Origin of the sequence: Curtobacterium sp. MCPF17_002 (assembly GCF_003234115.2) — a bacterium.
Lineage (GTDB): Bacteria > Actinomycetota > Actinomycetes > Actinomycetales > Microbacteriaceae > Curtobacterium.
In genome coordinates this window covers 3,221,641-3,233,891 of the sequence record NZ_CP126251.1, presented here as the reverse complement: position 1 = coordinate 3,233,891, position 12,251 = coordinate 3,221,641, and the positions used below count along the sequence as shown (strand labels likewise).

15 protein-coding genes are annotated in these 12,251 nt (G+C 72.1%); 4 read left to right on the top strand and 11 right to left on the bottom strand.

The window, feature by feature from the left end; all coding sequences use genetic code 11:
- The 8 genes from DEJ28_RS15120 to DEJ28_RS15085 all read right to left on the bottom strand — a co-directional run bounded on the left by DEJ28_RS15120 (nt 1) and on the right by DEJ28_RS15085 (nt 6,660).
- Entirely contained in the window at nt 1–1,362 is a 1,362-nt protein-coding gene (locus DEJ28_RS15120) for a flavin monoamine oxidase family protein (protein WP_111117286.1), read from the bottom strand.
- A gap of 61 nt (nt 1,363–1,423) precedes the next feature.
- Nucleotides 1,424–1,765, bottom strand: coding sequence for a hypothetical protein (locus DEJ28_RS15115; RefSeq protein ID WP_146248930.1), 342 nt, complete (start codon nt 1,763–1,765; stop codon nt 1,424–1,426).
- Nucleotides 1,762–2,265, bottom strand: a complete 504-nt coding sequence (locus DEJ28_RS15110) for a hypothetical protein (RefSeq protein ID WP_111117284.1) — start codon at nt 2,263–2,265, stop codon at nt 1,762–1,764. Before DEJ28_RS15110 ends, DEJ28_RS15115 begins: the two co-directional genes overlap by 4 nt.
- Nucleotides 2,266–2,360: 95 nt before the next feature.
- Nucleotides 2,361–4,262, bottom strand: coding sequence for an alpha/beta hydrolase (locus DEJ28_RS15105; RefSeq protein ID WP_111117283.1), 1,902 nt, complete (start codon nt 4,260–4,262; stop codon nt 2,361–2,363).
- Nucleotides 4,259–4,588 (bottom strand): hypothetical protein, encoded by a 330-nt coding sequence (locus tag DEJ28_RS15100; protein ID WP_111117282.1) that lies wholly within the window; start codon nt 4,586–4,588, stop codon nt 4,259–4,261. The genes DEJ28_RS15105 and DEJ28_RS15100 overlap by 4 nt, the downstream gene beginning before the upstream one ends.
- 174 nt (nt 4,589–4,762) lie before the next feature.
- A complete protein-coding gene (locus tag DEJ28_RS15095; RefSeq protein WP_146248929.1) occupies nt 4,763–5,125 on the bottom strand; it encodes a hypothetical protein in 363 nt (120 codons plus the stop codon).
- Nucleotides 5,126–5,320: 195 nt separating this feature from the next.
- A complete protein-coding gene (locus DEJ28_RS15090) occupies nt 5,321–6,316 on the bottom strand; it encodes an AraC family transcriptional regulator (protein WP_181433867.1) in 996 nt (331 codons plus the stop codon).
- Nucleotides 6,313–6,660: a hypothetical protein gene (locus DEJ28_RS15085; RefSeq protein WP_181433866.1), complete on the bottom strand. Its 348-nt coding sequence runs from the start codon at nt 6,658–6,660 to the stop codon at nt 6,313–6,315. Before DEJ28_RS15085 ends, DEJ28_RS15090 begins: the two co-directional genes overlap by 4 nt.
- A 151-nt stretch (nt 6,661–6,811) precedes the next feature.
- Here DEJ28_RS15085 and DEJ28_RS15080 point away from each other — a divergent pair, with 151 nt between their 5' ends.
- Genes DEJ28_RS15080 through DEJ28_RS15065 form a run of 4 tightly spaced genes read left to right on the top strand, consistent with a single transcriptional unit; the run spans nt 6,812 to nt 10,038 of the window.
- Nucleotides 6,812–7,552, top strand: a complete 741-nt coding sequence (locus DEJ28_RS15080; RefSeq protein WP_111117280.1) for a helix-turn-helix transcriptional regulator — start codon at nt 6,812–6,814, stop codon at nt 7,550–7,552.
- Nucleotides 7,545–8,252 carry a GAF and ANTAR domain-containing protein gene (locus DEJ28_RS15075; RefSeq protein WP_111117279.1) on the top strand — a complete coding sequence of 236 codons (708 nt, stop codon included), beginning with the start codon at nt 7,545–7,547 and terminating at the stop codon, nt 8,250–8,252. Before DEJ28_RS15080 ends, DEJ28_RS15075 begins: the two co-directional genes overlap by 8 nt.
- Nucleotides 8,249–8,962, top strand: coding sequence for a GAF and ANTAR domain-containing protein (locus DEJ28_RS15070; RefSeq protein ID WP_111117278.1), 714 nt, complete (start codon nt 8,249–8,251; stop codon nt 8,960–8,962). The genes DEJ28_RS15075 and DEJ28_RS15070 overlap by 4 nt, the downstream gene beginning before the upstream one ends.
- Before the next feature lie 17 nt (nt 8,963–8,979).
- On the top strand, nt 8,980–10,038 hold the full coding sequence (locus DEJ28_RS15065; RefSeq protein ID WP_111117277.1) for a YeiH family protein: 1,059 nt from the start codon (nt 8,980–8,982) through the stop codon (nt 10,036–10,038).
- A 37-nt stretch (nt 10,039–10,075) separates the two neighbouring features.
- Here the strand turns inward: DEJ28_RS15065 and DEJ28_RS15060 are convergent, their stop codons facing one another.
- Genes DEJ28_RS15060 through DEJ28_RS15050 form a run of 3 tightly spaced genes read right to left on the bottom strand, consistent with a single transcriptional unit; the run spans nt 10,076 to nt 12,173 of the window.
- A complete protein-coding gene (locus tag DEJ28_RS15060; protein WP_146248928.1) occupies nt 10,076–10,873 on the bottom strand; it encodes a GntR family transcriptional regulator in 798 nt (265 codons plus the stop codon).
- The gene (locus tag DEJ28_RS15055; RefSeq protein WP_181433865.1) at nt 10,870–11,490 is read right to left on the bottom strand and encodes a TetR/AcrR family transcriptional regulator; all 621 of its coding nucleotides are present in this window, start codon (nt 11,488–11,490) and stop codon (nt 10,870–10,872) included. Before DEJ28_RS15055 ends, DEJ28_RS15060 begins: the two co-directional genes overlap by 4 nt.
- On the bottom strand, nt 11,487–12,173 hold the full coding sequence (locus DEJ28_RS15050) for an isochorismatase family protein (RefSeq protein ID WP_111117275.1): 687 nt from the start codon (nt 12,171–12,173) through the stop codon (nt 11,487–11,489). The genes DEJ28_RS15055 and DEJ28_RS15050 overlap by 4 nt, the downstream gene beginning before the upstream one ends.
- Nucleotides 12,174–12,251: the final 78 nt, after the last annotated feature.

Below are 12,251 nucleotides of genomic sequence, written 5' to 3'. Positions count from 1 at the left end.
TCAGCCTAGGCGCTGGGGCGGTGCGGGTTCGGAGCCGCTCGCCGGATGGAGCCGAGCGATGGACACGTCGCGCCCGAGTACGGCGACCGCGGCCCGGTGCCCCGAGTACAGGGCGGCTGAGACGGTCGCCGGGTCGTCCGTCCACGTTGCCTCACCGGCCAGGTGCAGCACGCCCCCGATCGGCAGTGCGAGGTCGTCGTGGTCGTTCGTCGCCGAGCCCGGGAGCATGTGGGCGTACGAGCCCCGGGCGTACGGATCGTCCTGCCACGCCGTGACGTGCACCGAGGTCGGCGTCCCCACCCGGTCCCCGTACAGCCGCCGGAGCTGCTCGAGGACCGAGGTGGCGACCTGTTCGTCGGTCCACCCTCGGATCGTCCGCGCCGCCGGTCCCGCGGCGAAGGTGAGCAGGGTCGGGACGCCGTCCAGGCGAGTGAGGTCGTACCAGGAGTGCCACCACCGCCCCGACGGTCCGAGCTGCCGGATCGCGTAGACGTCGTCGTCCCAGAACCGCGTGGGGAAGCGGAGCACGACCTTCTCGAAGGCGTTCATCCGCAGGCGGCCGAGGGCATCGCGGTGCCGCTCGGGCAGGGGTGGCGTGATCGTGAACTCGTCGGACAGCAGCACCCCGACCGGCACCGTCACGACGGCCGCGTCCGCCCGGACGGTGGCCCGGTCGCTCGTGACGACGACTCCGTCCGGCCCCCAGGAGACCGCGTGCACGACGTGACCGAGGCGGACGTCGAGGCCACGGGCGAGGTGCTCCGGCAGTGCGTCGTAGCCGTCGGGGAAGACGACCTCGTCGCCGTCGATCGTGTCGTCGTCGAGTCCGTGCGCCGCGAGCTCGGCGCTCGGGACCCCGTACTGCTCTTCGCTGCGGTGCTCGAGGTGCTCGCGGACCCGCTCGGTCCGGTCCGCGTCCCAGCGCTGCTCCGCGAGGGCTCGTTCGACGACGTCGTGGTAGCTGTCCGTCGCGGCCGACCGTTCGATTACCTCGGCCAGGGAACGGTCGACGGTGTGCACGTCCGCGGCGAACTGCGCCGTGGCCTCGACACCGAGCCGGGTGCCGTCCGGGCCGTGGTAGGTGATGGGCCGGCCGTCGACCTGGTAGCCGCCGACGGTGAACTCGGTCGTGCGCATCCCGAACGCGGCCGCGGCGTCGGCGACTGCGCTGCCGTCCACGCCGTGGATCCACGAGGCGCCGAGGTCCGTGACGAGGCCGTCGCGACGGTCCGTGTGCACCCGGCCGCCGACGCGGTCGCGTGCTTCGAGGACCACCACGCGGCGCCCGGCGTCGGACAGCAGTCGGGCCGCCGTCAGGCCGGCCACGCCGGCACCGATCACCGCGACCTCGACGTGCTCCATGCTGGTGCTCCTTCGGGTCTCCGGTCGGACCGAGCGTCGCTGCGGGTCGGACTGCTGCGGATCAGACTGCGCCGCCGAGCAGCACCATCGCCAGGACGAAGGCGAGCGACTGGAAGACACCGTAGCCCGCGACGACGATGCCGGCGATGCCCGCAGTCCGTGCGAGTGGCCGGCGGCCGTCGGTCCTCGCCAGGGCGATGCCCGTCCACACGATGAGACCGATGAGCGCCAGTGAGGAGACCGCGCCGGCCCAGAGCAGGTCGATCGAGGTGCTCTGGACGACGACGGTGACGATGCCGAGCACGAGCGCGGCGAGTCCGGGGCCGGCGATCCGCCGACCACGTGAGCGGTCCAGGCGGACTTGCTCGCGGGCGAGGTGGTCCTTGCCCATGGTGGCACTCACGGGGTTGCTCCCTCGGTCGGTTCTGCGGAGGCGGACGGTGATGCTGCACCGGGGATGTCCGGCGGGGTGTTCGTGTGGCGCTCGCCGTACTTCTCGCGGTTCAGGTCGTCGACGACCCCCTGCGTGCACGGTGTCTGCAGCTGCAGGGTCGATCCGTGCCGGGTCGTGCTGAACTCGATGAAGAACCCGTCGTCGAGCGAGGACGCGGCGGGGTACCGCAGCATCACACCTGGCGCATCGCCACCGAAGTCCGACCGGACCGGCTTCCACCCCTTCGCGTCCCAGCGCCTCTCCAGCTCTTCGAGCTTCGCGACGCGGTCGTCCGGCTGCGTTCCGGGCCCGAACCGGTTGATGACCCATTGCACCCCGTCCGCCCCGCACGCCCTCGCCGCGGTGTCGGACGCGAGCCAGCCCGGACCGACGATGGCCTGGGAAGCCTCGACCGCAGTGTTCATGCTGTCCCAGACACGCTTCGCGCCGGTCGACTCCGTGCCTGACATCGCTGACTCCTTCGGTGATGCGGTGTTCGCGCATCCCGACAGCGCAAGGCAGGCTGCCAACGCCGGGAGGATGAGTGAGGACGCGCGGTGCTTCGTCATGGGATCTTGCGGCCTTCCGGGGTGAACCCGAGGCTCGTTCGCGCGGTGTTGTACAACGACGAGGTTCCTGCGTCGAGGTACCCCTTGCCAGTGACCTCTCTGCCGTTGATGCCGGCCTCGGTGGCTGGCGTCGCGGAGTGTCCGTCTGAGCCCGGGTAGGCGTCACCATCGATCTCTTCGTCGTTGGACGAGAAGGTGCGAGCTCCCCAGTCCGGGTCGCCCGGGTTGCGGGGGTGCGTGCTCCAGAGCTGCAGGACGGGGGAGCGGTTCGACGTGAACGGATTCCCGGTGTTGAGCGGCTGGTCCCCGCCGAAGCCCGGACGCGGAACCTCCACCACGCCTCGACCGACGTTCGCGACGAGATCGGACTTGGCCTGGGACGCCCAGACGTGCCCGGTTGGCACCTCGACCGCGTGCACGTCGGGCACCCGGTCGTCGATCCCGGCCGAGGCGAGCAGCGTCAGGTTCGCCACGGGGGTCTTCGCCGCGGCCAGGGTCGCGGTGGTCGTGCCGTAGGAGTGTGCCACGACGGACAGGTGGTCCCCGTCCTGCCATCCGCGAGTGCCGGACACCCCCATGAGGAACGAGCTGAGCTTCTCGGCGCCCGCCAGGGCCTTGGCGGACATGAGGACCTCGGGGCTCGGAGGCATGTCCGGCGTGTCGTAGCCCATCCACGCGATGGTAGCGACGTTGCGGTCTGCTCCGAGCCCGGCGGCCGCATGGCGTTGCTCGTTGTAGAGATTCTCCGCCCCGCCGGTCCAGCCCTGCATGCTGTCCGCGACGGTGTTGCCCATCCCCGGCACGTTCACCGTGATGTTGCTCGCCGTGTCGAGGTCGCCGATGGCGACGGCGGCGAGCGGCGGATGGCCGAGCCGCAGGGAGACGATCGAGCGAGGCGACGCAGCGGTGCTGGAGAGCAACGTCTTCTCGAGCGCCTCCAGTGCTGCGATCCGCTCGATGAGGAGGTCGAACCCAGTCCGTTCGGCATCGCTCAGTGGACCGCCGAGACCGACCCTCCGGTACATCTCGAGTCGCTCGGCCTTCGCCTCCTCGAGCGCCGTGTCGAGCGTGTACCGGTTCGCCCGGCCCCGGTCCGCGTAGAGCACACCGTTCAGGTTGCCCACGACGACGGACAGCCCGGTCACGAGGACAGACCGTTCGTCGGCGCCGAGCCCCGACCACCACTTCTTCACGGTGGCGGTCGCTGGCGGGTGGTCGAGCATCCGCTGCGCCTGTGCAGGGTGGCCGGCGGCCCACTCGCGGAGCGCATCGGGTCCCTTCGCGGCGAGAGCGCTCAGCAGCGGAAGGGTCGCGGCGTCGCCGAAGGCGCGGGAAGCCGCAGCGAAGTCGACCATCGCGAAGGGAGCGGCGAGGGTGTTGCCGCTCAGCGCCGGGAAGAGGCGCGGCGTCCCGCCGATCTGTCCCCGGATCGCCTGGGTGAGGTCGTCCTCGGCGGTGCTCCACCGTGTCCGGAGTCGCCTGGCGCGAGTGTGGAGATCGTCGTTGTCCGCCTGGTACTCGGCGGGAACGGCGTCATCGCTGTCCGATGCCGCCACTCTGTTGTGGAGTTCTTCGATGTCTGCCGCGAGCGAGCGACGGGCCCTCCGCACGGCAGCGACGTCGAGCGCGAAGGAGTCGAGCGCCGTCGCCACGGCCGCGCCGGCCGTCGCGAGGTCGGTGGCCGTCTCGGTCGCGCTGTGCATCGCGATCGGCAGCGCGTCCGTCGCTCCGGGCGAGGACAGCGCCGCGCCGATCCCCACCCAGGCGTCGCGCGCATCGGTCGCGGCGCGCCGGACCTGCGCCGTCGACGCCTGGAGCGCTGTCGCGCTGTCGACGACCGTGCCGCTCGTCGGGGCGATGGTCGGCAGCGCGCTCTCGTCGATGAGCCCGCGGTTCACGGCGCGCTCCGACCGTCGGTGCTCGCGTTCGCCGTCGTCGTGTCCCCGGCCATCGTCGCGTCGGCCTCGGCGAATGCACGCATCGCGGTGGTCGCGGCGGTGATCCCGCGCTCGACTGCATGCACGGCCGTCATGGCGTCCCCGCGCCGGTCGTCCAGGAGCGCCTGCGCCGCTCCTACCGCGTCCGTCCCGGTGAGCGCGGCGACCGTGTCGCGGAGCGCCGTGTCCACGTCGACCGCCGCGCCCTGCATCGAGGAGCCCGCACTCGCTGCCTTGTCGATCACCGCCTTCGATCCGGCGATGTCGACGTTCCACCCGTGATCCATGAAGCCCCCGTCCTGGACGGAAGCGTAGCGGGTGATGTGCAGGATTTCAGACCTGGTATCTCACCTGTGGACGGATCATCTCACCTGCATCTGCCGCCACGGGCGGACCGGGAGGTGCGGTGCGGGGCCGCCCCGCGCCTCCAGGCCGTCAGCTGGGAGCGTTCCGGGCGCGACTCAGCGCTGGGTCGAGCGGTGCCGGTGCGTGGACCGGCGGCTGAACAGCGCCGACAGCAGGCGCACGATGGGCGGCTCCGGCACGGGCTTCGTCTCGACCGGTCGGGTCGGCGCGTGGAACGCCAGGTCGTGCAGCATGTTCCGCTTCGAGCCGTCCCAGTTCGCGAAGAGGTAGGCCCCGCCGAGGAACGACAGGCTCCGGACCGGGGTCCGCTTCCACGAGTCGGCGGCGACGTAGTACCCGGTGTGGCCGGAGTGGATGTGTTCGATCACGGTGTCGACGTCGATGACGCTGGTGGTCGTCACGACGGCGGTGATGCCCGTTCGGTCTCGGGCGACGTACTCGATGAGGTGTTCAGTCACGAGGGGCTCTTGTTCGCAGTTCTCGCCCGTCGCGCTGGAGGGGAAACGCACGACGAGGCATGGCCGGAATCGTCGTTGCTTCCGAGTCGAAGAATACGCTGTGACGTCCTCGGAGGACGAACAGGTACGGGTCCGGATGCGCATCCCGAACAGTGGCCGACCCGACCCTGCACGATCCGATCCGACCCGTCCGCGTCACCGGTCGTCGTCGTCCGGGCGTCGTCGGAGCGTCTCGGCGGGGTACTCACCGAAGCTCCGGTGGTAGACGGCCGAGAACCGTCCCATGTGCCGGAACCCCCAGGTGGCGGCGATCTCCGCGACGGTGGTCTCGCCTGGGTCTGCGGCCTGGAGTGCGAGCCGGACCCGGTCGAGGCGCATCTCGCGGAGGAAGACCGTCGGTGTGGTGCCTCGGACGTGGAGGAACGCGCTCTGCACGGTCCGGACACTGACCCCGATCGCGCGGCTCAGTGTCGGCAGGGTGACGTCCTCGTGGCAGTGCTCGGCGAGGTACGCGTCGGCGAGGCGGACCGTGGTCGCGGCGGCGCTCGACGGGTCCTCGACGGAGCGGGGACCGTAGGCGCGGAGCACCGCCTGGAGGAGCCGGACCTGGACCGAGAGTCCGCGCGGTCGCGCCGGAGCGGAGGTCGCGGTGGCGACGGCCTGGATGCTCGAGCGGAGGGCGGGGAGTGCGGCCGGGTCGGGGTCGAGCGAGAGTCGGAGGTCCTCGCACGAACGATCGCGGACGAGTCCCTGGACGCTCCGGCTGAAGTCCGCATCGACGACGACCAGGCGCAGTGTGCCCTCCGGTGCGCCGAGGTGGAACGGTCCGGTCGACGGGAAGAGCACCGGGGAGCCGGCGGGCGCGATCGTCGTGCGCTCGCCGACGGTGACCTCCAGTGACCCGCCCGTCGTCCAGCCGATGACGGTCCTGCCGGCGGCGTCGAACATGCCGTGCAGACCGGGCGACACGACGGTCACGAGCTCGACGTGGGAGTCGCGCTGCGACCGGAAGCGGAACCGGAACCGCCCTTGCTCCGGCTGGTCGAACTCGAGCTTCGCGCCGACGCCGGAACCGAGCAGCACCCGACGGGCGAACTCCGCATCCGTGCCGGCGTACTCCGCCTGGCCCCGCTCGTCGTCACCGGTCCGTCTCGCGGTGCGGGCGCGCGGGGCGCACTCCAGCGCGGTCATCGCTGGGACCGGGAGCCGTGGTCGACGAGGTGCCGGCCGCCGCACTGGTGTTCGAAGTACTCGTGCGCCGCCTGCAGCGACGAGGTGTGCTCCCGCTCGTGCAGCGCCGCCATGAGCGTGCAGTCGAACCCGTCGGCGGTGCGCTCGACGAAGCCGATGAGCATCTCCGGGTCGCCCCAGGCGGCAGCCGCGTCCACGACCCGCCAGCAGGTCGAGTCGACGGGCTGCACGCGAACGTCCGCCGGGTCGGTCGACGACAGTGCCCGGATGCGGTCGGTGTGCACGACCTGCTCCCACGTCCGCTCGGCAGCGGCTGGTGCGTGGTCTGTTCGTTGCAGTCTCATCGTGCCTCCCACTCGACGTGCGGCTCCACCCTCGGCGCCGCACTGGACGCATCCAGTATCGACAGGGCGCTTTCCGTCCTGAAAGGGGTTGACAACAGGGGTCGACGGGCGCATGAGCGCTCGTCAGGACGGCGGTGCCTAGGCTGTGGGGATGAGCCCCGAGCGCGACGGACCACATCGTCTTCCGCGCGCCGTCCGGGATGCCGTGCAGATCCTCCGCGAGCGTGCGAGGACCCGGGTCTCGCTCACTGACGTCGCCACGGCCGTCGGTCTCTCGCCCCGGAGCCTGCAGAAGGCGTTCCGGTCGGAGTTCGGGCAGACACCGGGCGAGTACCTGCGGGGGATCCGGCTCGACGGCGTGCGGCGGGAGCTGCAGGACATGGCGGCCGCCCCGGATCGTGAACGGATCGCCGACATCGCTCGCCGGTGGCAGTTCAGCAACGCCGGTCGGATGGCCGCCGCCTACCGAGTCGCGTACGGCGCAGCACCCTCGGATGCCGTCCGGTTCTTCGAGCCCGACACCGCCGCCGCGGACCGGGTCGCCCGGCGCCGTTTCCGTCTCGTCCTGGACTGCGAGATCGACGTCGACGACCTCGAGGCCGCGATCGACAGCGCCCGGCGACGAGCCGAGGGGACCTCGTGGCAGGGGTACCGGCCGGACGGCGGCGCCGAGAGCGTGGTGGCGTTCGTGCTCGGCAACGCGATCCGTGCGGCGGCCGGGCAGACGGACGGTGTCCAGTTGCTCGCCGTCGACCCGATGGTCCGCGTGCCGGACGCGCTGGGTGGGTACGAGCGAGCCGAACTGCCACCGTGGGGGCCGAGCCCGCCCGCGCGTCCGGTGGGTGCCCCCGGAGTAGGATCGGACGTCAGCAGGGAAGGCGCGCATGACTGACGCATTCGAGCGCGCGTTCCGCGCTCTCGCATCGACGGACGTCCCGGACGGCGAGCTCAGCCGCCCGTTCGCCGACGTGCTGCCGGTCGGTGGCGTCGCCGTCTCGACCTTCGGTTCCCTGGGTGCGAGCGAGACCATCTCGGCCAGCGACGACGTGGCCTTCCGGATCGACGAGATCCAGTTCGACCTGACCGAGGGGCCGTGCTGGACGGCGCTCCGCAACGAGGCTCCCGTGCTCGAGGGCGACATCGTCGGCCGGCCGAACCCCTCCTGGCCGGCCTTCAACGACGCCGTCCGCCGCGAACCCGTGCGGGCCGTCTTCGCCTTCCCCATCGTCTTCGGTCCCTTCCCGCTCGGCGCGGTCGACCTCTACGCACCCCGTCCGACGACCCTCGGACCCGATCAGGTGCAGCACGGCGTCTCGCTGGCCTCGGCCGTCGGGCGCCGTGTGCTCCGCCGGGCGCTCCGTGCGATCGACGACGAGGTGCCGGAGGACCGCAGCCCCTTCTCCCGTCGCGTGGTGCACCAGGCGACGGGCGTGGTGCTCGCCCAGCTCGACATCAGCCCGGACGACGCGTACCTGCTCATCCAGGGGCACGCCTTCGCTCGGCGCACGTCGATGCGGCAGGTCGCGGAGGAGATCCTCGCCGGCGCCGTCCGGTTCGAGAAGCACGGCGGTCTGATCGAGGAGGCCCGATGACGACGGACGAACGTGAGATGCGGATCGTGGAGGCGTTCGCGACGCTCGCGGACACGCTCGTCGACGGGTACGACGTGGTGGAGCTCCTGCAGACGCTGGTCGAGACCTGCACCGACGTCCTGGCCGTCGACGCGGCGGGCATCATGCTCGCCAACGCCGACCAGGAGCTCGAGGTCGTGGCGTCGACGTCCGAGACGAGCCGGCTCATCGAGGTGCTGCAGCTCGACGCCGAGGCGGGGCCGTGCATGACCTCGTTCGCCACCGGACGGTCGGTGGCGTGCCCGGACATCACGGACGCTCCGCCGGAGTGGGCGGCGTTCCGCGCGGGGGCGCTCGCCCTCGGGATCCGGTCGGTGCACGCGGTGCCGCTCCGGCTGCGGACGACGGTGATCGGCACGCTCAACCTGTTCGGGGCGACGACGGGCAGCCTCGCCGACGGGCACCTCCGCATCGCGCGGGCGCTCGCCGACGTCGCGACGATCGGGATCCTCCACGAGCGGACCCTGCGCGAGCAGGAGATCGTCCGGTCGCAGCTCCAGCGGACGATCGGGTCGCGTGAGGTGATCGAGCAGGCCAAGGGCGTGGTGTCGCACCTCCGTGGCGTCTCCATCGAGGACGCGTTCGGGGTGATCCGGGCCTACGCGGTGGACCACCACGAACCGCTGTCCGAGGTCGCCCAGGCCGTCGTGGAGCGCCGTCTGGCGCTCTGACGGAGTCCCCGAACCACATGCACGTCTCGCGTCAGTCCGTCGCCGCTGCCCTGCCCGGCGTCGCGCTGGCCGTCGCGGTCGGCGTCGTCGCCACGCTCGTCGGCCGAGCGGTCCCGGTCGTCGGCGGCCCGGTGCCCGCGGTCGTCCTCGGTGCCGTGGTCGGCTGGCTGGTGCGACGGCGGCGCCAGGACGACGGTGGGCAGCGTGGCCTCGGTCCGCTCCAGCCGGGCGTGACGTTCTCGTCGAGCCGGGTCCTGCAGTTCGCCGTCGTCCTCCTCGGGGCCCAGCTCTCCATCGCCGAGGTCCTGCGGATCGGCGGCGAGACACTGCCGGTGATGCTCTCGACGCTGGTCGTCTGCCTGGTCGCGGCGTGGGGCATCGGCCGGCTGCTGCGGGTGTCGGGTCCGCTCCGGACCCTCATCGGTGTCGGTACCGGCATCTGCGGGGCCTCGGCGATCGCCGCCGTCACGCCGGTGATCGGTGCGGTGAGCGCGGACGTCGCCTACGCGATGTCGACGATCTTCCTCTGCAACATCGCGGCCGTGTTCGTCTTCCCGCTCGTCGGACACGCGCTCGGACTGAGCCAGCACGCCTTCGGCGTCTTCGCGGGCACCGCGGTGAACGACACGTCCTCGGTGGTCGCCACCGCGACGGTCTACGGTCGCCAGGCGACCGACACCGCGGTGGTCGTGAAGCTGGTCCGGACGCTCATGATCATCCCGATCGTCGTCGGGCTGGCCGGCCTGGAGGCGCGGCGCACCGCCCGCACGCAGCTCGCCCCCGACACCGGGCCGCGTCCAGGGCCCCGCGTGTTCCGGTTGGTCCCGTGGTTCCTCGTCGGCTTCCTCGTGGTGGTGCTGCTCCGCACCACCGGTGTCCTGCCGGCCGATGCGGCCCCGGGGTTCGCGGCGGCGGCGACGTTCCTCATCACGGTGGCGCTCGCGGCGATCGGGGTCTCGACGGACTTCGGCGCACTGCGACGGGCCGGGTTCCGTCCGATGCTGCTCGGCATCGCGCTGTGGGTGCTGGTGGCGGGGACGAGCCTCGGCGCGCAGGCGGTCTTCGGCCTGCTCTGAGGCACGCCGTCGGCCGCAGGCGCGTCACCGTTCGCGCTCACACGATCCGGGAGTCGATCACCGCCCGGTCCCCGCGGTAGCGCGAGAACCCGTACTCGACCGGGGTGCCGTCGGCCAGGCACATGAGCCGCTCGATGTGGAAGATCGCCTGCCCGGGGTCGATGTCGAGCAGGTCGGCCGTCCACTGGTCCGCGTTGACGGTGCTGAGCAGGAGCCGCCTGGCGACCGGCCGCTCGCCGACCCGACGGACGAGCACGTCCGGCACGTACTCGGTGAGCGGCTCGGACACCAGGTCGGGGAACCGCTCCTGCGGCACCCAGCTGGTGCGCACCCGGCTCGGCTCGCCGTCGAAGGAGATGAGGCTCTCGACGAAGTACGCGGTGCTGCCGGTCATCTCGAGGTTCCGCCGCACCGTCTCGGGGGCGGGCACGAGCTGCACGCACAGGTGCACGATGCTGAGGCGCGGGGAGTCGAACACGCTGCCGCCGGCGTTCTCGCCGTAGATCGTGACCTCCTCCGTGGTCCGGGCGAGGCTGACCGACGCCACCGGGCGGACGCCGAACGTGCCGGACCGCGGCGCACGGGTGAGCAGCCGCTGTTCCTTGAGGAGCGTCAACGCCGCGCGCAGCACGTTCCGGGTCGTGCCGTACAGGTCGAGGAGCTCCCACTCGTACGGCAGCGGCCCGGCGAACCGACCGGCGACGATGTCCGCGCGGATGAGGTCGGACACCTGCCGGGCGGCGTCGGACCGACGGTTGAAGCCGATCCAGTGGCCGGGGGAGACGTCCCCGGTGCCCATGTCGGTCCACGGTGGTGTCACTCGGAGGTCGGTCACGATGCCACTCCCACGGTCGAGGTGTCGCCGGTCCAGCCGGCCCAGCGGAGGAACTCCCGGGCCAGCCGCACCGGGTAGTCGGGCGCCTGGATGTCGAGAGACACGAACACCCGACGGTAGAACGTCGGGCCGCCGAGCAGGTCGACGGCGATGCCCAGGTCGACGTCGGGCCGCAGGTCGCCGGCGTCCATCGCGCGCTGCAGCATCGCGTTCACCCGGACGCGGCGGTCGAGGTGCCACGCCGCGACGGCCTCGGCCACCCGGGGCTCGTGCGACGCGAGTTCGACGATGAGCGGGAGCGCACGCCCCACCGGCGTCGCGACGAGCGCGTGCACCCAGCCGCGGGTGAGGCCGAGCACCCCCTCGTGGATGGGCGCGTCGAGCTCCGTCGGGATCGTCTCCTCCATCAGGCGGATCACGGTCTCGGTGAGCAGGACGTCCTTCGTCGGCCAGCGCCGGTAGATCGTCGCAGCGCCGACCCCGGCGGCGTCGGCGACGGCCCGGATCGTGCACGCGCGTGGGTCGCCCTCCGCCAGGATCGCCACGCAGGCGGTGTACACGGCCTCGTCGACGGCGGCGTTCCGGGGTCGCCCGCGGACCGGCGCCTCGGTGGTCACGCCGCGCTCCGCTGCTCGCCGTCGGCGCTCCGCTGCTCGCCGTCGGCGCTCCGCTGTTCGCCCGCCGACCGCCAGTGCGCGAGGACCCGCTCCATGTCCCAGACCTCGCCGATCTTCGCGGCGATGTCGAACAGGTTCGCCTCGTGCACGCTCGGCAGCCGGTCGCCGACGGCCTGTCGGACGACGATCGGCACGAACCCGTGCTGCATCGCGTCGGTGGCGGTCGCCCGGATGCAGCCGCTGGTGGAGAGCCCGGCGATGAACAGCGTGTCGACCCCACGGGCGACGAGGTCCGCCGCGAGCGACGTGCCGAAGAACGCACTCGGGTACTGCTTCGGCACGAGCGTGTCCCCGTCGACCGGCGCCAGCCCCTCGATGAACGCCCCCGTCGAGGTGCCCGGCAGGTACGCCGCGAGGGCGGGGACCTTCCGGAAGAACACCCCGGCGTTCGAGCCGTCGGGCGAGAGCGACATCGTCGTGACGGCGACGTGCACGCCCGCCTCGCGGGCCGCGGCGGTCAGCTCCCGCATCCGCTCGACGGGCTCCTCGAGGCCGGCGTACAGCCCGCACGACGGGTCGACGTAGGCGTTGACCGGGTCGACGACGACGAGCGCCGCCCGCCGACCGGGCTGCAGCGCGCCGGTGTACCCGGCCGAGACGTAGTCGTCGTGGTCGTCGCTCATGCGGTCCTGCTTCCGTCGTGTCCTGGTGCGTGGATGGCTGGTGGGGCTGCCTGGAGGCCCGGCTCGCGCCCGGCGGGT